Origin of the sequence: Fibrobacter sp. UWB11, from assembly GCF_900143015.1 — a bacterium.
Lineage (GTDB): Bacteria > Fibrobacterota > Fibrobacteria > Fibrobacterales > Fibrobacteraceae > Fibrobacter.
The window spans coordinates 1,503,626-1,523,671 of the sequence record NZ_FSRT01000001.1 but is presented as its reverse complement, the minus strand read 5'-3'; the positions used below and the strand labels follow the sequence as shown (position 1 = coordinate 1,523,671).

The 20,046-nt window shown below is 48.1% G+C and carries 12 protein-coding genes; all 12 read left to right on the top strand.

Annotated elements, in window-relative coordinates; translation table 11 throughout:
- The first annotated feature begins 1 nt into the window (after position 1).
- The 12 genes from BUQ91_RS06385 to BUQ91_RS15530 all read left to right on the top strand — a co-directional run bounded on the left by BUQ91_RS06385 (position 2) and on the right by BUQ91_RS15530 (position 20,021).
- The gene (locus tag BUQ91_RS06385) at positions 2–874 is read left to right on the top strand and encodes an NAD-dependent epimerase/dehydratase family protein (RefSeq protein ID WP_072830430.1); all 873 of its coding nucleotides are present in this window, start codon (positions 2–4) and stop codon (positions 872–874) included.
- A gap of 112 nt (positions 875–986) precedes the next feature.
- A complete protein-coding gene (locus BUQ91_RS06380; RefSeq protein ID WP_072830432.1) occupies positions 987–2,357 on the top strand; it encodes a hypothetical protein in 1,371 nt (456 codons plus the stop codon).
- 80 nt (positions 2,358–2,437) lie between these two features.
- Positions 2,438–3,913, top strand: coding sequence for an NAD(+) synthase (gene nadE / locus BUQ91_RS06375; RefSeq protein ID WP_074208570.1), 1,476 nt, complete (start codon positions 2,438–2,440; stop codon positions 3,911–3,913).
- Between the two features lie 67 nt (positions 3,914–3,980).
- On the top strand, positions 3,981–4,562 hold the full coding sequence (locus tag BUQ91_RS06370) for an FKBP-type peptidyl-prolyl cis-trans isomerase (protein WP_074208569.1): 582 nt from the start codon (positions 3,981–3,983) through the stop codon (positions 4,560–4,562).
- Positions 4,563–4,727: 165 nt separating this feature from the next.
- Entirely contained in the window at positions 4,728–6,161 is a 1,434-nt protein-coding gene (locus tag BUQ91_RS06365) for a hypothetical protein (RefSeq protein WP_254842264.1), read from the top strand.
- A 16-nt stretch (positions 6,162–6,177) separates the two neighbouring features.
- Positions 6,178–7,290 carry a hypothetical protein gene (locus BUQ91_RS06360; RefSeq protein ID WP_074208568.1) on the top strand — a complete coding sequence of 371 codons (1,113 nt, stop codon included), beginning with the start codon at positions 6,178–6,180 and terminating at the stop codon, positions 7,288–7,290.
- Positions 7,291–7,414: 124 nt separating this feature from the next.
- Positions 7,415–9,055 (top strand): citramalate synthase, encoded by a 1,641-nt coding sequence (gene cimA, locus BUQ91_RS06355; protein WP_074208567.1) that lies wholly within the window; start codon positions 7,415–7,417, stop codon positions 9,053–9,055.
- 31 nt (positions 9,056–9,086) lie between these two features.
- A complete protein-coding gene (gene hisD, locus BUQ91_RS06350; protein WP_074208566.1) occupies positions 9,087–10,376 on the top strand; it encodes a histidinol dehydrogenase in 1,290 nt (429 codons plus the stop codon).
- 208 nt (positions 10,377–10,584) lie between these two features.
- Entirely contained in the window at positions 10,585–14,460 is a 3,876-nt protein-coding gene (purL, locus tag BUQ91_RS06345; protein ID WP_074208565.1) for a phosphoribosylformylglycinamidine synthase, read from the top strand.
- 255 nt (positions 14,461–14,715) lie between these two features.
- The gene (locus tag BUQ91_RS06340) at positions 14,716–15,918 is read left to right on the top strand and encodes a hypothetical protein (RefSeq protein ID WP_074208564.1); all 1,203 of its coding nucleotides are present in this window, start codon (positions 14,716–14,718) and stop codon (positions 15,916–15,918) included.
- Positions 15,919–15,989: 71 nt separating this feature from the next.
- Positions 15,990–17,450, top strand: a complete 1,461-nt coding sequence (locus tag BUQ91_RS06335) for a radical SAM/SPASM domain-containing protein (protein ID WP_074208563.1) — start codon at positions 15,990–15,992, stop codon at positions 17,448–17,450.
- A gap of 234 nt (positions 17,451–17,684) precedes the next feature.
- Positions 17,685–20,021, top strand: a complete 2,337-nt coding sequence (locus BUQ91_RS15530; RefSeq protein WP_139299700.1) for a DUF4419 domain-containing protein — start codon at positions 17,685–17,687, stop codon at positions 20,019–20,021.
- The last annotated feature ends 25 nt before the right edge of the window (positions 20,022–20,046 follow it).

Sequence of the window (20,046 nt, the reverse complement as noted above, 5' to 3'; positions counted from 1 at the left end):
CATGATTGCTTTATTGACGGGTGGCGCCGGCGTCGTAGGGAAGGCGTTGTGCCGGGAACTTATAGCACGGGGAGTGTGTGTCCGCGTCTTGACGCTTCCGGGCGATTCTTTGGCAAAATCCTTGCCTGCTGAGGTGGATGTCTGTTACGGCGATGTCACCGATTTTGAATCGATAAAAAGTGCGTTTGAAGGGGTGGATGTCGTCTATCACTTGGCGGCAATTCTTTTATCAACAAAACGTGGTGCTTTTGAACACGTGAATACGTGGGGAACGCGCAATGTTATTGAGGCTTGCAAACTTGCTGGCGTGCGTCGCTTCCTTTATGTTTCTAGCATTTCCGTGACATATCCGGTGCTTACGCCCTATGGCGAAAGCAAAAAGAAGGGCGAAGCGCTTGTGCATGCGTCTGGTTTGGATTGGACGATTGTGCGACCTACGCTTGTAATTGGCGATGGCGGTGGCGTGGAATTCAACATGTTCCGCGATTACGTGAAAAAGTTCCCGCTCTATTTTATGCCGGGGGGAGGCAAGTGCCTCAAACGCCCGGTTTGCAGTGTGGATTTGGTCAAGGGGATCGCTGTTGCTGGCCTTGAATCAAAAGCGGTCGGGAAAACATACGCTCTTGCGGGTTCGACTGTCATGACGATGGCGGAAATGGCTTCGTATGTGCTTAAATCTGCTGGAATGCGCCACATGATGATTCCGCTTCCGTGGTGGATCTCGAAGCGACTTGCCGTTCTGAAAAACTGGATTGGCGGGGAACGTGTTTCGGCCGAGCAGGCTTTGGCGGGTTTTTTGTATGATGCCGCGCCTTCCATCGAAGAAGCCGAAGCTGATTTAGATTACCATCCGGGCTGCCCGTTTAGCAATTAGGAATTCCATATAATACAGTTATTTGAATAATTTGAGCGTTTTTAGACTTTTTTCGCGGAAATTGTAAATTTTTGTTGGTCTAAATTGGACTAAATAAATTATATTAAATACTATGAATAAGAAAAAATTGCTTGCCCTTTTGGTGTCCTCCGCATTCCTTTTTGCTGCTTGCGGAGATGATGATAATCCCTCTTCTCCCAAAAATAACGATACTGAGATTTCGTCTTCTTCCGAAGAAGATGATTGCGATTCCGATGAATGTGAAGTGAAGTCTTCTTCTTCAAAAACAGATGATAAGAAGTCTTCTGATTCAAAGGAAGGCGATAAGAAATCCTCGGATTCCAAGAATGAAAAGTCTTCGTCCAGTACAAAAAATGAAGGTGATAAGTCTTCTTCTTCTGTTGAGAATAAGGCTAACTCTTCTTCATCGAGTGCTGAGGCTCCGAAGTCTTCGTCTTCAGTTGACGTTCCTAAGGGTGCTCGCGCTGCAAAGCTTACGGATCTCGAAAAGAATGTTGAACTCAAGTTGTTTGATCAGACTGTTTACCTTTCTACGGGTAGCAAGCAGGGCCTTGTTGCTCTCCGCATTCCGAATGAAATGTGGATTGTGACCTATACGGATTTTGCAAATGGCGAAGTGAAATTCGTCGACGGTAATGTCGGCAAGCAGTATGCTGAAACGGATGCCGTTAAAAAGATTTTGGAAAAACTCAAGGACAAGAACGGTTTCACGATTTCGTTCATTGTCGATGAGAACGGCGTCGTCAAGTATGCGGTCAATGGCTCGAAGGAATATAGCGAAGCTGTAAAGGCTAGCGTCACTGTGGCGAAGGGCAAGGTTTCCAAGGCCGAAGACATTAAGGACAAAATTTACAAGTGCACCGATGGCGATACGACGAGAACGTTCACGTTCTTCGACAATTCGTATATCGTTGAAAATGGAGTTGGTGATAAAGTTGCCTACTGGATTGGCGGCCATTATGATATCCAACGTAGCACGTTGTTGATGCGTCCGGCATACTATAACAAGCCAGTTTATTCAATGTATGCTTATTCTGTCGGAACGGAAAATACCATTTCTATGTCTAATGGTGAAACGACAACCACGATGAGCTGCAATGTCGAATCTAGCGAATATAAATACGAAAAGGCTAGCGATTTTGTCGGTGAATGGCAAAATATAAAAGATGGTATTGAATGGAATTTCACGCTCAAGGCTGACGGTTCTTATGAACTTTCTGCTTTCGAAGGCCAAAAAAATGTTGAATCCAAGAGTGGCGTCTGGGAAGTTTATGGTTACCACTTGATGATGCGCAATTCGGGATGCTTGCATCCGGACAAGTGCACGTCGAGCATCCATGGCCAACTCCAGACCGGACCGATTGATAAAGCTACTAACAAGATTAGCGGATTCTCGTTCATCCATAGTGACCCGGATACGCCGAAGATTCCGACCTCTTTCGAAGCTCCGCAGTACGAATAGGGTTTAGGACGCGCGTTTGAAAAATGCATCGCTCATGTGCGGTGCATTTTTTTTATTTTTCCAACATAGAGGATATTGAAATGAAACTTTATGTGGTGCAGATGAAAATTCTGCCGGGTAATGTGCCGGCGAATATGCAAACGATGAAAGCCGCTTTCGATCGCGCTAAGGCCGCCGATGTCGATTGTGTCGTGTTTCCGCGAAATGCGTTGACGGGACCATGCAATAAGGCTCTTCCGGTTGACTGGGCTGAAATTCGCAAGTATGCTGGCAACATGCCGTTTTTCTTGTGCGGTGACGTACTCGATGATACTCCGCTTTTGAATGTTGCCCATGTGACGCATGGTAGCGATTTCTATGTGGTTGGTCGTCGTGAAGCCGAAAATAAGGAACTGGCGCATTTGGCAAAGGATTGCGCAATGCCGGTTGTCTGCTTGAACGGTGTCGGAACCGACAATACCGGTAAGAACATCTATGCGCTTTCGGGTGGAAGCCGCGTGTTCGACTGCGATGGTAAAGTTGTCTTTGAAATGCCTCTTTTTAGCGAGGCCGAGGCCGTCGTTGAATTTGTCGATGGTAATGTTCAAGTTTATGCGGAATCCGCAAAGCCATACACGAGCGAAATTGCTGAAATTCACGATGCGCTCGTGTTCATGATTCGCGAAAACTTGAAGATGTTCCATATTTCGCGCATGGTCATTGGTGCTAGTGGCGGTATCGATAGTGCCGTTTCTGCAGTGCTTTATTCTGAAGCGATTGGACCGGAGAATGTGTTCCTCGTGAATATGCCGACGCGCTTCAATTCCGATACGACGAAGAATGCCGCTCGTGACTTGGCCGAAAATTTGGGAACGCCATATATGGTGGCTCCGATTTCTGATATTATCGAATCGGTTTGCCATACGCTTGAACGTTGCTCTTTTGTGCGTAACGATACCGTGATGAAGGTTGCGGGAATTAATCACGAGAACTTGCAGGCGAGGACGCGTTCTGCATCAATCCTTTCGACGGTTGCGTCGGTGGTGGGCGGTGGCGTTACTTGCAATGGCAACAAGAGCGAAGCGATGGTCGGCTATTGCACGTTGTATGGTGATTCTTGCGGTGTGATGTGCGCTATTGGTGACTTGTGGAAAACGCAAGTCTACGAACTTGCTCGTTATATCAACCGCGATAAAGAAATTATCCCGAAGGCGTCGATTGATATTCCGGCGAGCGCGGAACTTTCCGAAGCGATGAATGTTGATGAAGGCAAGGGCGACCCGATTCTTTACCCATACCACGACAAACTTTTTGCCATGTGGGTCGAAAAGGGGGTAAGTTTGAGCTTTACCGAAAAGCTGTTGCTGGAAGGTTCGCTTTGCGAATCGCTCGGCGTAGATGCCGTTTATTTCAAGTCAAAACTCCCGACGGTCGAAGCGGCACTCGAGGATATGCGCCATTGGTACCGTAGGTTCAAGGGACTTGCTTTGGCAAAACGCATCCAGTTCCCGCCGATCCTTTCGGTGAGCGGACACGCCTTTGGCGGTGAATACCGTGAAAGCCAGGTAAGCGTTTAGCCTCTTTTTTCTACATTTGCGGCTCATAGTTCAACCGCGGGTCCGCCTGCGATTATAAAGGATATTTATGAAAATTGTTGAAAAAACAGTCGTCCAGATGCACTACACCCTCAAATCTGACGAAGGTGCCGTGATCGATTCCTCCGAAGGTCGTGAACCGCTCCAGTACATCCAGGGCATGCACATGATCGTTCCGGGTCTTGAAAAGGCGATGGTCGGTCACGATGTGGGCGACAAGTTTGACGTTGTTGTCATTCCGGCCGAAGGCTACGGCGAATACGATGAACGCATGACTCAGGAAGTTCCGCTCAACGTGTTCCAGGGTGTCGACAAGGTCGAAGCGGGTATGGCTTTCTATGCTCAGACTCCGGGTGGTCCGATGCAGATTCGCATCAAGTCCGTTGGCGAAAAGACTGCTGTTATTGATGCTAACCATGAACTCGCTGGCAAGAACCTCAACTTTGCAATTGAAGTTGTGAGCGTTCGTGAAGCTACTGAAGATGACCTCAAGCCGTTCGAACACCACTGCTGCTGCGGTGGCCACGACGGTGATCACGAATGTGAATGTGGCGACCATGGCAATAAGGAAAATTGCGATGGTAACGGCGGTTGCGGCTGCGAACACCACGCTGAACACCACGGCAAGTAAGGTGTCGGGGTAATCCCGCGGGCATCCTTAAAAAATTTGAAAAAAGGCTTGAACTTTAGTACGTTCGGGCCTTTTTTTATTTAATTTAAAAGAAGGAGTGTGGAATAACTCACAAGAGGATGCCGTATGCGCTTTGCTAAAATCTTATCTGTGGCAACTTTGCCAATGTTTCTTTTCGCTTGTAGCGACAGCAATTCGGGAAATTTTGGTAATAATCCAGGTCCTGAAAATCCGCAGGAACAACCGAAGGATTCTATTCCCGAAAATATCCCCGATGAAGACCTTAAACCGATTACCAGGGATTATTCCTTGATTTGGAGCGGAAAAGGTACGGCAGAAGATCCGTTCTTGATTACGAGTGAACAAGATTTGGCTTCACTTGCCTTCTATGTGAACGATTCCTCGATGACGTTCAAAGATAATTTCTTTAAGCTCACGGCTGATATTGCTCTTACAAAGCCTTGGAGTCCGATTGGTATTTTTGGCAAGAACGCTTATGGCTTAGGTAACCGTGTCTTTAGCGGCACTTTTGATGGCTCGCTCAAGACAATTTCTGGCTTGACAGTCAACGATACTGCTAGCTATAGCGGATTGTTTGGACTTGCTCGCGGTGCGCATATTAGCAATGTCGTTATTAAGGATGCCAAGATGAATGTTGGCTCTGTTGCTGGTGTGCTTGCTGGTTTGGCTGATTCAGTGACGGTGGAAAATTGCACGATTGAAAACGCCGAAATTAAGGGCACGGATCGTGTCGGAGGTTTGGTCGGCGAAGCGAAATACGTTACTGTAACGAACGCCTCTGTGTCGGGTTCTGTTAGCGGTACAAACAACGTTGGCGGTGTTTTGGGCAGTGTGCAAAATGGTGCGCTCACGGGTTTGACGAATGGTGCTACTGTGGCTGGTAAATCAGTTGTAGGTGGTGTCGTTGGCGGTTCTTCGAGTGTCGGTGAAGAAAGCTCTATTTCTATGGCATTGAACCTCGGTGCTGTGGCGGGAACGAAGGATGTTGGTGGCGTGGTGGGTACACTTTCGTCCACTAAACTTGAAAAAGCCGGTAACTATGGTGCTGTGACCGCTGACGAAAGCCAGTTGAGCAATGTCGGTGGTGTTATTGCCGTTGCTTCGAATAAGTCTTCTGTTAATGAAGCTTTCAATACGGGAACCGTTACTGTAAAGAAGGTGATGGTTGCTGGTGGTGTCATTGGTAGCTTGAAGGCTGTTGCGGCAACGAATTTGTTCAATCAGGGTGAAATTTCTGGTCAGGCTTCTAACTTGGGTGGACTTGTTGGCGTTGTCGATAATGATGCCAAGTTGGAATCTGGTTATAATTCGGGAAAGATTCCTGATAACAATCTTTCGGGAACGGTGGCTGGCAAGGTGACTTCGACCGCAACGGTGACGAACGTTTATTATGACAAGACCGTTGGCGGCACGTGCCTCGTTGTTGCAAACCAAATGAGCGCAGAACTTCCGACCGGATTTACGACGGAAGAAATGAAGGCTGCAACGTTTGTTGCTACTTTGAATGGAACTGGCGCAGTTTGGGCTATCGATCCGGCCAAGTTTGGCGGTTATCCGTCCTTTAGCTGGGCCAAGTAATTTCTACATTTAGAACATGGCTAAAAAGAAAAAATTTTGGAAGTCGCCTTCTGTCGAGGCGGCTTTTCGTGGTAAAGAAGACAATCTCCGCAAGACGTTTCGCGAGATTGTAAGTGGTCAAAGCCGTTTGTTGCACCGCCCGGACGATTTGTACGAGGCTATTGCAAATGGTCTTGATGAAATTGAAAAAATCAAGGATGTTAAGGTTCAACTGGAACTCCTTGCTTGGACGCTCCGTGCCGACTTTTTGGCGTTCAAGGCTGACGATGATGAAATGGAAACGTGGAACGACTTGTTCTACGATGCAGGCACGTTCTTTATCGAAGTTGCAAAAACTTATGACGACAAGGACTACATTGCCGACTTGATTCACGATTTGGCTGTGCGCCATGTGGGTGGGGAAGGCCGCGAGGTCGTTTTCCTTTCGATCGAAGATGTGATGCCGGTTGAACGCGCTAAGGCTTTGATTGTCGAGCTTCTTGGCGTGATTGATGCAACCGAACTTGAAAATCGTGAAGACGTTCTTGATGCGATTTGTGACATGGCTGATGCTATCAAGGATACTGAAAACTTTGCGAAGGCTTCGCTTTACAAGGATCCGGACAAGAGCAATGCAACGCTTATCGATATTGCAAACTCTTACTTTGTCGCAGGCGATATTGCAATGGCCAAGCAATGGCTAGGTGACGTGAAGGATCCTGGCGCTGAAGACGAGGAAGCGTTCCTCGATTTGCAGGCTGCGATTGCTGACCGCGAAGGCCGCAAGACGGATTGCCTCAAGTATGCTACGCGTTTGTACGAATGTTTCCCGAAGGTCATGAACCTTTCGAGACTTTGCATGCTCAAGAGCGGTTCTGAACTCGATAAGCTTTTGATTGACCATGTGAAGTACCGCAGCAATACTTGCGACACGAGCTACATGATGCTCCTTGCGAACCTCAAGAAGTTTGAGTTGCTAGGGCAATACGTCAATCATTTCGAAAAGGAATTGCCTGCGCAAGACGCCGCTGAATTGAATGCGATTTCGGACGAACTTGAACGTGCTGGCGAAAAGGAACTTGCAAAGCACATTCGCGAGTGGACCGTCGAAGAACCCGAAGACGCCGAAGCTTTCGATGATAAAGAATAGCTACTAACCGCAGCATTTTGCGTATTAAGCTGTCATGCTAGATTAGTTCTGACTTAGCCCATTATGCTGTCATGCCGGATTTATTCCGGCATCGCCATTTTTATAAATTTCTATTTTTACTTACATGAAAGTCCTTTTATACGATACAACTCTCCGTGACGGTAACCAAGACCGTAAAATAAGTCTCTCTTTAGCCGACAAGGTGCAGATTGCACGAATTTTGGACCATTTTGGATTTGATTATATCGAGGGCGGTTGGCCGAACCCGAGTAATCCGACTGACGAAGAATTTTTCAAGCTTATCAAGGATGTAAAGCTCAAGCACGCGAAAATTGCCGCTTTCGGTTCTACGCGTCGTCCAAAAATCTTGCCGGAAAACGATCCGCTTTTGCAGGCTTTGATCAAGTCCGAAGCTCCGGTCAAGACGATTTTTGGTAAGAGCTGGGATTTGCATGTAACGGACGTGATTCGCACGACGCTTACGGAAAACCTCGACATGATCGAGTCTTCTGTGGCATACCTCAAGGAATATTCTGAGGAAGTGATTTACGATGCCGAGCACTTTTTTGATGGCTACAAGGCAAATCCGGAATACGCGATTGAAACGCTCCGTGCCGCAGAAAAGGGCCATGCTGATTGTATCGTGCTTTGCGATACGAACGGCGGAACGATGCCGTGGGAAATTGAAAAAATCATAGCGGATGTGCAAAAGCATATTTCTACTCCGCTAGGTATCCATGTGCATAACGATAGCGGACTTGCGGTTGCGAACTCGCTCTACGCCGTGAAGGCCGGTTGCGTGATGGTGCAGGGCGTGGTGAACGGCTACGGTGAACGTTGCGGTAATGCAAACCTCACGACTATTGCTGCCGATTTGAAGTTTAAGATGGATCGCGATTTTGCTGCTGCTAAAAAGTTGAGCCATTTGCGCCAGCTTAGCGGCAACATCGACCAGATTGTGAACTTGCCGAGCGACGTGCATGCTCCATATGTGGGCGATGCCGCATTTGCCCATAAGGGTGGTGCGCATATCGATGGCGTCATGAAGGTTTCTCGCAGTTTTGAACATATCGACCCACATTCCGTGGGCAATGACCGCGTTTTCGTGACGAGCGATCAGGCGGGTGGTTCTCTTGTTGTGGAAAAACTCAAGGCCATCAAGCCGGGTATCGACAAGAAGGATCCGCTGGTAGCAAGCCTCCTCAAAGAAATCAAGGAACGCGAAAACGCAGGCTGGCATTTTGACAGCGCTGAAGCAAGTTTCAAGTTGCTTGTGTACCGCCACTTGGGAATGGTCAAGGAACCGTTCAAGGTGCTCAACTACCGCGTGATTGAAGATAAGACTCCGCAGGGTGTTTCTGTATCGCAGGCAACGGTCAAGCTCCAGGTTGGCGACAAAATCAGCCATCAGGTGAGCGAAGGTGATGGCCCGGTGAATGCTCTCGATGCCGCTCTTCGTAAGGCTCTTTTGCCGTTCTTCCCGTGCATGGAAAGCGTGCGCCTCGACGACTTCAAGGTGCGAGTGCTCGGTTCCAACGTTGCATCCGATGCGACTGTTCGCGTGTGGACAACGTTTGGCGATGAACACGGCTACTGGAACATGGTCGGTGTTTCGAGCAACATCATCGAAGCTTGCTGGACCGCCTTTGTCGATGGCCTTACGTACAAGATTCTGATTGAAGACAAGGTCATTGCAAACGCTTACAAGCACATTGATGTGGGAACACCGAGCAATGATGCGGACAAGGCTTCGCCCAAGAAGTAGGCAAAAGTTTTAAAATAGAAGGTCTGTTAAAATGAAAATCGTAAAAGTTACTCCGAAGTCTCAAGAGATTGATAGAATTTGTGGTCGTGAAGTTGCTCCGAGCAAGGAAATTCACGACAAGGTTATGGACATTCTCGCCGACATCAAGAACGGCGGTTATGCGAAGGCTGTTGAATACGCCCAAAAGTTCGATGGTCTGAAGGGCAAGAACCTCCGCGTTTCTGAAGCCGAAATCAAGAAGTCTGCTGCCAAGTGCCCGCCCGAAATGCAGCGTGCACTCAAGCAGGCTATTAAGAACGTCCGCGATTTCCACGTGAACCAGATGGAAGATTCCTGGCTCATGGAAGGCAAGGACGGTGTGGTTCTCGGTCAGCGTATCCGCCCGATGAAGCGCGTGGGTCTCTACGTTCCGGGTGGTGCTGGCATTTACCCGAGCACGGTCATCATGAATGCGGTTCCGGCCATTGTCGCTGGTGTCAAGGACATCGTTGTCGTGACTCCGATCAAGGGCGAAATCAACCGCGCTGTGGCTTTTGTGCTTTGCGAACTTGGCATTACTGAAGTTTACCACATCGGTGGCGCTCAGGCTATCGGCATGCTCGCTTACGGTGCCAAGGATGCTAAGGGCAAGGTTGTCGTGGAACGCGTTGATAAGATTGTGGGCCCGGGTAACGTCTTTGCCGCTGTCGCGAAGAAGGAAGTTTTTGGCATTGTTGATATCGACATGGTGGCAGGCCCGTCCGAAGTGCTCGTGCTTGCTGATAACACCTGTGATCCGGATTTTGTCGCTGCCGACCTTTTGAGCCAGGCGGAACACGGTTCTGGCTTTGAAGCCGCTATCTGCATTACGGACAACATGGAAACCGCACAGATGATTAGCGAATGTGTGGATATCCAGGTTGAAAATTCTCCGAAGAAGGAACTTTTGACGAAGGTGCTCGACAACTTCGGTCGCATCCTCGTGGTGAAGGATTGGTTCGATGGTGTGGCAATTGCAAATGCTATTGCTCCGGAACACATGGAAATCATGACGGACGAAGCCGAATCGATGGCTGCCCAGATCGAAAATGCGGGTGCTGTGTTTATCGGTCCGTGGTCTTCTGAACCGGTGGGCGACTACTTTGCAGGCCCGAACCACGTTTTGCCCACGAACGGCACGGGTCGTTTCTTCAGCCCGCTCGGCGTCTATGACTTCCTCAAGCGCATGAGCATCATCAAGTATAGCGAAAAGGCTATCAAGAAGAATGCGAAGGCAATCGCTGTCGTGGCTAATGAAGAAGGCTTCATCCACCACGCCGCCGCAGTTCTCAAGAGACTGTAATTGTGAAAGGTCCCTGAGCCTGTCGAAGGGTTGTCATCCCGGCCTCTTCGGTCGCGATGTCATGCCCGCCTCCGAGCGGGCATCGCCTTACACAGTTCTATTTACATTTTATGAAACGGCTCCGCATTTTGCGGAGCTTTTTCCGTTTGAAAATATCCTCAAATTGCTATATTTGGGGCGGTAAATATTTAGGCTAAAAGAGGTCAAAATGCTCATTCTTCGTGGTACTCCGGCTCTGTCGGATTTCCGTCTGCAAAAGCTTTCATCTGATTTTAAGGCCGCTGGAATTCCGGTTGCATCTGTCTATGCCGAATTCCTCCATGTGGTGGATCTGTCCGCCGACCTGACCGCTTCCGAAAAGGAAACGCTCGAAAAGGTCCTTCATTACGGCCCGATGCGCGAAGTCAAGGCGCTCGAAGGTGAACTCTTTGTGGTCTGCCCGCGTCCGGGTACGATCAGCCCGTGGAGCTCGAAGGCTACCGATATCGCTCACATTTGCGGCCTCCCGGCAATCAAGCGCATCGAACGCGCCATTGCTTACTACGTGAAATTTGAAGGTGCTGCTCCAGCTGGCGCCCGTGAAAAGATTACGGCCAAGATTCACGACCGCATGACTCAGGCCGTGTTTGCCGATACAGCATCTCTCGAAGTGCTCTTCAGCAAGGAAGAACCGCGTCCGCTGAACGTGATTCCGGTGCTTACCGAAGGTCGCAATGCTCTCGTGAAGGCCGACAAGGAAATGGGCCTTGCCCTCTCCGCCGACGAAATCGATTATCTCGTCAAGAATTTCACTGAACTCAAGCGCAACCCGACCGACGTGGAACTTTACATGTTCGCTCAGGCCAACTCGGAACACTGCCGCCACAAGGTGTTCGGTGCTGAATGGACCATCGACGGCGTGAAGCAGGACAAGTCCTTGTTCCAGATGATCAAGAACACTTACCAGCTCCACAATTCCAACATCTTCAGCGCTTACAAGGATAACGCCGCTGTGATGAAGGGTGCAACGGCTGGCCGTTTCTACGCTGACCCGCGCAACAACAAGTACGACTTCCACAACGAAGAAGTCGACATCTTGATGAAGGTCGAAACCCACAACCATCCGACTGCAATTTCTCCGTTCCCGGGTGCCGCTACGGGTAGTGGTGGTGAAATCCGTGACGAAGGTGCTACGGGTAAGGGTTCCAAGCCGAAGGCTGGCCTTACGGGCTTCAGCGTTTCGAACCTCAAGCTTCCGGGTGCAGTTCAGCCGTGGGAAAAGGACTTTGGTAGTCCGTCCCGCATCGCTTCTGCTCTCGACATTATGATTGACGGCCCGCTCGGTGGTGCCGCATTCAACAACGAATATGGTCGTCCGAACATCCTCGGTTACTTCCGTACGTTCGAACAGGAAGTTTCTTCTGAAAAGGGTACCGAAGTTCGTGGTTACCACAAGCCGATTATGCTTGCTGGCGGTCTCGGTAACATCAAGCACCAGCACATTGAAAAGGGCCACATCGATCCGGGTGACCACTTGATCGTTCTTGGTGGTCCGGCCATGTTGATCGGTCTTGGTGGCGGTGCAGCTAGCTCTGTTGCTAACGGTGCCGGTAATGAATCTCTCGACTTTGCTTCTGTGCAGCGTGAAAACCCGGAAATGGAACGCCGCTGCCAGGAAGTCATCGACCGCTGCTGGGCGATGAACGAAGAAAACCCGATTACATTTATTCATGATGTGGGTGCAGGTGGACTTTCGAACGCCTTCCCGGAACTCGTGAACGATGGCGGCCTCGGCGGTAAGTTTGAACTCCGCAATGTGCCGAACGACGAACCGGGCATGAGCCCGTTCGAAATCTGGAGTAACGAATCCCAGGAACGTTATGTTATCGCTATTGCTGGTGACAAGCTCGATGTGTTCGACGCTATCTGTAAGCGTGAACGCTGCCCGTACGCAGTTGTGGGCGAGGCTATCCCTGAAAAGCACTTGACCCTTACGGACAAGCACTTCGGTACGACTCCGATTGACATGCCGCTCGGCGTGCTCCTCGGTAAGCCGCCGCGCATGATCCGCAATGAAAAGTCCCAGAAGCGCCCGCTCTCTTCTCAGGTGGTGCCGGCTGGTGTGACGGTGAAGGACCTTGCACATCGCGTGCTTGCTAACCCGACCGTTGCAGATAAGACGTTCTTGATTTCCATTGGTGACCGTTCCGTGACGGGTATGATTTGCCGTGACCAGATGGTGGGCCCGTGGCAGGTGCCGGTTGCTGACTGCGCCGTGACGAGTGCAACTCTCGACACGTACGAAGGCGAAGTCATGAGTATGGGCGAACGCGCTCCGATTGCTCTCATTTCTCCGGCCGCTGCAGCCCGTATGACGGTTGCAGAATCTCTCACGAACATGGCTGCCGCTTGCGTTCCGGATATGGGCCGCGTAAACTTGTCCGCAAACTGGATGGCTACGCCGAACTACGAAGGCGATGGCGCTGACTTGTACGAAGCCGTGAAGTCCATCGGTATGGAACTCTGCCCGGAACTTGGCATTACGATTCCGGTCGGTAAGGACTCCATGAGTATGAGCACCGTGTGGCAGGACGAAAAGGGTAGCCACCGCGTGACCGCTCCGATTTCTCTTGTGATTAGTGCCTTTGCTCCGTGCGCTGACGTTCGCAAGACGCTCACGCCGCAGCTCTTGCAGAAGAAGGACACGACGCTTGTGCTCGTGGACCTCGCTCGTGGCAAGAACCGCATGGGCGCATCCATTGCCGCTCAGGTTTACAACCTCCTCGGCGACAAGGCTCCGGATGTCGATTCCGCTAAGGAACTCCGCGCCTTCTTCGAAACGATCCAGAAGCTCAATGCCGATGGAAAGATTCTCGCTTACCACGACAAGAGCGATGGTGGCCTCTTTACGACGGTTGTCGAAATGGCATTTGCCGGTCACGTGGGTGTGACGCTCGACGCTACAGCTCTCAAGGGCAATGTGATTGACGCTTTGTTCAACGAAGAACTCGGTGCCGTTCTCCAGGTCGCAAACGCAGACCTCGCTGCAGTGAAGGCTGCTTTCGAAGCTGTCGGTCTCGGCGATACCGTTTCTGAAATCGGTAAGCTCAACGATACGTATAACATTGTGATTGGCGACTACGCCGAAGGCCTCTCTGACCTCCGCGCCATCTGGAGTGATACGACTCGCCGCATTGCCGCTCTCCGTGACAATCCGGAATGTGCCGAAAGCGAGTACAAGCTCAAGCTCGAACAGGACGATCCGGGTATCACGCCGAAGGTCACGTTCGATCTCGCTGCTAGCGCCAAGGTCATCAAGGATTACGCAAGCCGCCCGAAGATGGCTATTCTCCGTGAACAGGGCGTCAACGGCGAACTCGAAATGGCTGCTGCATTTGCAAAGGCTGGCTTCGAATCTATCGACGTTCACATGACGGACATCCTCTCCGGTCGCGTAAGCCTCAAGGACTTCAACGGTCTCGTTGCTTGCGGTGGCTTTAGCTACGGTGACGTTCTCGGTGCTGGCGAAGGCTGGGCCAAGAGCATCTTGTTCAACCCGAAGGCTCGCGCTGAATTCGAAGCTTACTTCAACCGCAAGGATACCTTCACGCTCGGCGTTTGCAACGGCTGCCAGATGGTCTCGAACCTCAAGGATTTGATTCCGGGCGCTAAGCACTGGCCGCGCTTTGTGCAGAACATCTCCGAACGCTTCGAAGCTCGCTACTGCTCTTTGAAGGTTGAAGATACGCCGGCAGTGCTCCTCAAGGGCATGGCGGGCTCCGTGCTCCCGATTGCTGTTGCTCACGGTGAAGGCCGTGCTGAATTCGCAAGCCGCGAAGCTGCCGAAGCCAGCCTCAAGACGGGTCTCGTGGCACTCCGCTATGTCGACGGCAAGCACGAATACACCGAACGCTATCCGCTCAACCCGAACGGTTCTCCGTTTGGCATCAACGGCCTCTGCTCTGAAGATGGTCGTGCACTCGTGATGATGCCGCACCCGGAACGCGTGTTCCGCACCTGCCAATACTCTTGGCACCCGGCAGAATGGGGTGAAGATGGCCCGTGGATGCAGCTCTTCCGCAACGGCCGTATCTTCGTAGGGTAATCCCCTTGCATGTCATCCCGGCTTTATGCCGGGATCGCCATTGGATAAGCCGCACCATACACGCAAATAAATCCGCTTCCTGCTTGACCGCAGGGGCGGTTTTTTATATAGCTTATTATTAATAGTTTATGTGCTTTGTATGACAAAGTATTGTCTACAAAGTTTTGTTATATTTTTATTACAATTATCCAACCGTAAAATATTTTTTTATGATAAATGATGAATTTTGAATAATTCACCAAAAAGAGGTATTTTATGGCAAATGAAATGGTTGTATTGCAGGGTCAATCTTTCTCGATTGAACTGCAATCAATGCTTGGTTCTACAAATTATGGTTGGGCACTGACCAAACTTCCGCAGGGAATTGCTCTGCTGAGTACAGAAACAGCTCCGATGGCAGCAACGATTGCTCCTGTTGTCCAAAGATTTTGGTTTGGTGCTGTTTCCGCAACGGAAGACAAGGCTGAACTTGAATTCACATTGGTTAACTTGTCTGATATGTCCGCCGCGAAAAAGACGCATACAGTGCTTCTGAATGTGATCCCAAGCGATTCCGAAGAATTTGCAAAGTTTAGCGAAAATAGTGATGCTACAATCAGAGCTGTTGCTGGCCCTGCTATGCCCTATGGCCTTGTTCTCGGTTCGGCGGAAGCCGCATTGAAGTATGGTTATCCATGCAACGTTCAAGATGTTGCTTTGAAGTACGGTTATCCCTGTGGCGCAAGTGATGTTGCATTGAAGTACGGTTATCCCTGCGGCGCAAGTGATGTTGCATTGAAGTACGGTTACCCCTGTGGCGCAAATGAAGCTGCCTTGAAGTATGGTTATCCATGCAGCGTTCAAGATGCTGCCTTGAAGTATGGCTATCCGTGCGGCACCAATGAAGCAGCCTTGAAGTACGGCTATCCTTGCGGTGCTCAAGACGCAGCCTCTAACAGAGAAGCTGCTATGATCTACGGTTTCAAGAGCAGTGCAAATGAAGCCGCCTTGAAGTACGGTTATCCCTGTGGCGCAAGTGATGTTGCATTGAAGTACGGTTATCCCTGCGGCGCAAGTGATGTTGCATTGAAGTACGGTTACCCCTGTGGTGCAAATGAAGCTGCCTTGAAGTATGGTTATCCATGCAGCGTTCAAGATGCCGCTTTGAAGTATGGCTATCCGTGCGGAGCTCAAGACGCAGCCTCTAACAGAGAAGCCGCTATGATTTATGGCTTTAAGAGCAGTGCAAATGAAGCTGCCTTGAAGTACGGTTATCCCTGCGGTGTTCAAGATGCTGCTTTGAAGTACGGTTACCCCTGTGGTGCAAATGAAGCTGCTTTGAAGTACGGTTATCCCTGCGGTGTTCAGGATGCTGCTTTGAAATATGGCTATCCGTGCGGTGCTCAAGATGCAGCAACGAAAAAAGATGCTGCAATAATTTATGGCTTCAAGTGCGATTCGCAGAAGACTGACTGTTAAATAAATCAGAATACATGATCAAAACAGCCTGCTGGCAAAGAATGCTGGCCGGCTGTTTGGAGGTTTTTTAAATGGCAAATATTGGGTATCAACCCGTCACTGCAGTCTGGGAAGTAACGATGGGCTGCAACTTTCGCTGTGGGCATTGTGGTTCATCTTGTGAAGGCGCTCTCCCTGGACAATTGAGCACCGAGGAAGCTCTTGATTTGTGTGATCAAATTGCTGATATTGGACTGAAATGGATTACCTTGTCTGGAGGCGAACCTCTTACGAGACAAGATACACCTGAGCTGGTGAAGCGACTTTCAGGCAATGGCGTTATCGTGAATATGATCACGAATGGTTGGCTCCTTGACGCGAAAATGGCGAAAAAGTTAAAAGAAAATGGCATTGCCACGGTTGCGATAAGCATTGACGGAACGCCCGAAATCCATGACAAAATCAGGAAAAAAGGTGCCTTTGAACATGCAAGGCAGGCCTTTGCCGCAATGAAGGAATTGGGGATAAAGACCGGTGCTGTTACGACCTTTACGAAGCAGAACATGGATATTCTCCCGGAATTGAAGGAAGAACTTATTCGCATGGGCGTTAACACATGGCAGGTTCAACTTGGCTTGCCCATGGGTAATTTGAAGGAACGCCCTGATTGGCTCCTTGAACCGAGACAGGTCAAAGACGTCATTGATTTTTGCTACAATACTGCAAAAGAAGGTAGAATAGATATTTATCCAGCAGATTGTATTGGATATTATTCGATGAAGGATCTTGAAACAAGGCGTTTGTCCTACAAGTCAAATGGTTATTCCTTGTGGGATGGCTGCAATGCAGGAATTCGCGGTTTCGGGATTTTGCATAATGGTGATATCTTGGGTTGCACCTCGATTCGTTCCAAGGAATTCATCGAGGGAAATATCCGCGAAAGAAAGCTGCGTGAAATTTGGGAAGATAAAAATGCATTTTTGTGGCGTCGCCAGATGACAAAGGACAAACTCTCTGGTTCTTGCAAAAAATGTATTTATGGTTCCAAGTGCCTTGGCGGCTGCCCGAATACGCGTCTCACGATGAAGGGTAGCATTTATGAGGAAAATGAATATTGCGCATACAACCTTTCTCTAAAGGAAAAGGAAACAAAGTATGGCAAGTGCGACAGTGCTGCTGCTTTGCTCAAATTGGCAGAAGCGTTGATTCCGCAGGGCAACTACCAAGAAGCCTCCTTTGCTTTGAAGCGTGCGCAAGAACTGGAACCCAATAACGCCGATGTTTACAGGGCGATGGGTTACAGCGAATTCATGTGCGGTAACTATGAATCGTGCCTTGAAGCAAACGAGAAGGCTTTGAATATCAATAGCATGGATACTTATGCTATGGGTGGTCGAGCTCTTGCTTTGTATCGACTCGGACAGGCAGAAGAAGGCTTGCGCGTTATGCAAGAGGCCGTTTCGTTGTCCGGAGGTCAGGATCCGAATCTTATCCAAGATCTCAGATATATGACATCCGACATGGCTGCAAAAGCTGCATACGCAAGCAAGTAAATTGCTTTGTTGTTGAAAAGCTTGTTGTTCTCATGAAAAATCCGTCTCCTGCTTTACCGTGGGGGCGGTTTTTTGATTGCTCAATAGATGGAAATTGTTCAGTCTTTTTTTATTCGGGATGTTCGGTAGATTGGAAAAATGACAGTGTTCCTGGTGAAGATTGATCGATAAACATAATTGAAAGAAGGTATCAGTTCTTGACTCTACAAAGTGCAATATTGCTATATTGCCTGTATGAAATCGCTCTATAAATTTTTTCTACTTGCTTTTATCATCTCTGTTCTGCATCCTTGTGAAGCGAAGGTTTCGGAACCTGTTCTTGAATCCTCTTCAAAAGCAACTCGAAGCTTTGAAGGCTTTGTGCGCGATACGAGCGCGTATGTCATGGTTGTGGATACGAGCGTTCACGATAGTGCCTTTAAAGAGACGCTAGTCCCCGTTGAAGAAGGCGGCTTTGCACGTATTTTTTCCCATTATCCCCAAGAAAATCTGACGAATGAAACTAAAATTTTCTATGCCTATTCCGATTCTATAAGCCCATTTGTTGAAAAAAGTTCCAAATCATCTTCATTCCTTGATGTTGTTTCACTCGCGTATGCCAATCATTACCCAATGGAAATTAGCCCTGATGACATTTGGCTTATGATATTAGATGGTTTTCGCCTCCATGTAAAGAACAATCGTAAAGCTCTGAAAAATCGTTTTGTTGCTCCAGGTGCCGATACTGTAATTTCGATTGTAGATAATTCATTGACGTATAATTCCACGCATAATGAATGGTTTTGGATAATCGCGAACTTATATGAATCGTTGCTGTCTAAATTGCCTAAAAAAACGGGAAATCCGCTGAAGACGAAATTTTCGACAACAAGTCCGGTAGATAACAATATCTCAGGGACTATGGTAATGGCTGTTGCCTCGGAATACTATTCATATCATGTTTGGACTACTTGCGGGATTCCCAAAATCAAGATTAAAGGTACTAAAGAGGATTGGATTTTGCTTAAGGATTCCTTTAACAAACTGGCCGTGCAATTGAATATGAAGTGGTGGGCGAAAGGTCTTAATCCTGTACTTGATGAATTTATCAAAGTTTTTGATGGTAAAATAAATTTAGAACATTGGAGAAGTATTTACAAATATTACAACCCCAAAGGATGCGGCAGCCCTAGCTTTGATGGCTGGATTTCTCGATTTTTGCCTTATACGAAAGAATTTGTTCGAGATGGGTTTGCCTATGTAAAGCATTCGGATTGGAATAAACGGATGTATTTTCACGATGTGCCATCGGGAATTACGTTTGTAGATGTGAAGTGGCATTATTCTAAAGATATTCCTTTAAAACTTTATACAGGTTTTGTTGGAATCCAAGTCGATACCACGACAAAAATGTTGAAAGCGGCTAGAGGGTATGCTCTTATGGCCTATGGCTTGATGAATTTTAGGGAGACCGCTAAAGAAACAAAATACATACCGGGGAAAACTCTCCGCCTGCATGAAATGTTGGCAATTTCGGATTCCATGAATGTTTACGGGGAAAAAGGCTTGCTTTATTCAACCAATGACCTTGAAGAAATTGAACGTTTTGCGGATGTGTCTTATTTAGACGAGGAATATCTTGAACCTGGTTCTTGGATACTGGAAGACTATGATTGGAATGAACCGAATTTGTCGATTAATTTGTATCGAAAAGGCGAATTGCAAGACCATTTGCTTTATTATGCCTATCCTAAAAAGTATCGTAATGGTGCTATGCGTTCGTTAAAAGGAGTTGGATTTTGGGAAAAGAATGTTGCTATCAAAAAATTTTTCGAGCAGCGTAAAATTCCTATAAACGGAACAGTCGATGAATTCTCAAATGAAAAGAATCTTCCCAAATTTAATCTTGAAATCTATGTCGATACTGTTATTTTGAAAGATGGAAAAAAAGATGATGGAAAAATGGATGACCTTAGAATAGGGATAATGGGGGCTTTGAGAGAATCTTGTGGCTGGCGACTTGAACGGGCTATATATCGCCATCATAAGTATGATTTTAATGATTCTATTGTGGCTACGATTTCGTATAAGGATGAAGGACGTGTTGATTCTGTTTTGATGGACTTGAAACCTAAAATCGGTTCTTTTCAGGAAGAAATTCGTTCTATCTTGAAGTATGCGTGGATGCCTCCAAAAGTTAATTGCGATCATGGTCGTAAAATTGCGCAAGAAATTGTTGGCAAAATAAAAGTTCGTATAACCTTATCAAGAGATTATCGAATGGTGTGCAAACAGAATGGGCTTGTTGCAAAAGATTCCGTTTGGGTCTTTGGTGCTTGGACTATAGGAAAGAACTACGCTCTTTGCAACGCTATTGATTTTTCGAAAGACCTTGCAACCGGTGAAATATATCGTTATCAATGTGAAAAGTTCGATGAAAAAGATGAAAAATTAAAATCAGCTAAAAATATTCGTGGTGATATAAAAGTTAGTTTTAATAAAAATAAATACGAAGATCGTGAGAGAACGTTGAAAAAACTGAGTGACCTGTTTGTCTCTATTAAAATTCCGCCCTGCTTTGCGGAAGAATAAAAGCGTAATTGCTGATGTTTAATCG

What these genes read in the sequence shown, in the direction of transcription:
- BUQ91_RS06385 (WP_072830430.1), top strand. Translation starts at nt 2, where the DNA reads ATGATTGCTTTATTGACGGGTGGCGCCGGCGTCGTAGGGAAGGCGTTG.
- BUQ91_RS06380 (WP_072830432.1), top strand. Translation starts at nt 987, where the DNA reads ATGAATAAGAAAAAATTGCTTGCCCTTTTGGTGTCCTCCGCATTCCTT.
- nadE (WP_074208570.1), top strand. Translation starts at nt 2,438, where the DNA reads ATGAAACTTTATGTGGTGCAGATGAAAATTCTGCCGGGTAATGTGCCG.
- BUQ91_RS06370 (WP_074208569.1), top strand. Translation starts at nt 3,981, where the DNA reads ATGAAAATTGTTGAAAAAACAGTCGTCCAGATGCACTACACCCTCAAA.
- BUQ91_RS06365 (WP_254842264.1), top strand. Translation starts at nt 4,728, where the DNA reads ATGTTTCTTTTCGCTTGTAGCGACAGCAATTCGGGAAATTTTGGTAAT.
- BUQ91_RS06360 (WP_074208568.1), top strand. Translation starts at nt 6,178, where the DNA reads ATGGCTAAAAAGAAAAAATTTTGGAAGTCGCCTTCTGTCGAGGCGGCT.
- cimA (WP_074208567.1), top strand. Translation starts at nt 7,415, where the DNA reads ATGAAAGTCCTTTTATACGATACAACTCTCCGTGACGGTAACCAAGAC.
- hisD (WP_074208566.1), top strand. Translation starts at nt 9,087, where the DNA reads ATGAAAATCGTAAAAGTTACTCCGAAGTCTCAAGAGATTGATAGAATT.
- purL (WP_074208565.1), top strand. Translation starts at nt 10,585, where the DNA reads ATGCTCATTCTTCGTGGTACTCCGGCTCTGTCGGATTTCCGTCTGCAA.
- BUQ91_RS06340 (WP_074208564.1), top strand. Translation starts at nt 14,716, where the DNA reads ATGGCAAATGAAATGGTTGTATTGCAGGGTCAATCTTTCTCGATTGAA.
- BUQ91_RS06335 (WP_074208563.1), top strand. Translation starts at nt 15,990, where the DNA reads ATGGCAAATATTGGGTATCAACCCGTCACTGCAGTCTGGGAAGTAACG.
- BUQ91_RS15530 (WP_139299700.1), top strand. Translation starts at nt 17,685, where the DNA reads ATGAAATCGCTCTATAAATTTTTTCTACTTGCTTTTATCATCTCTGTT.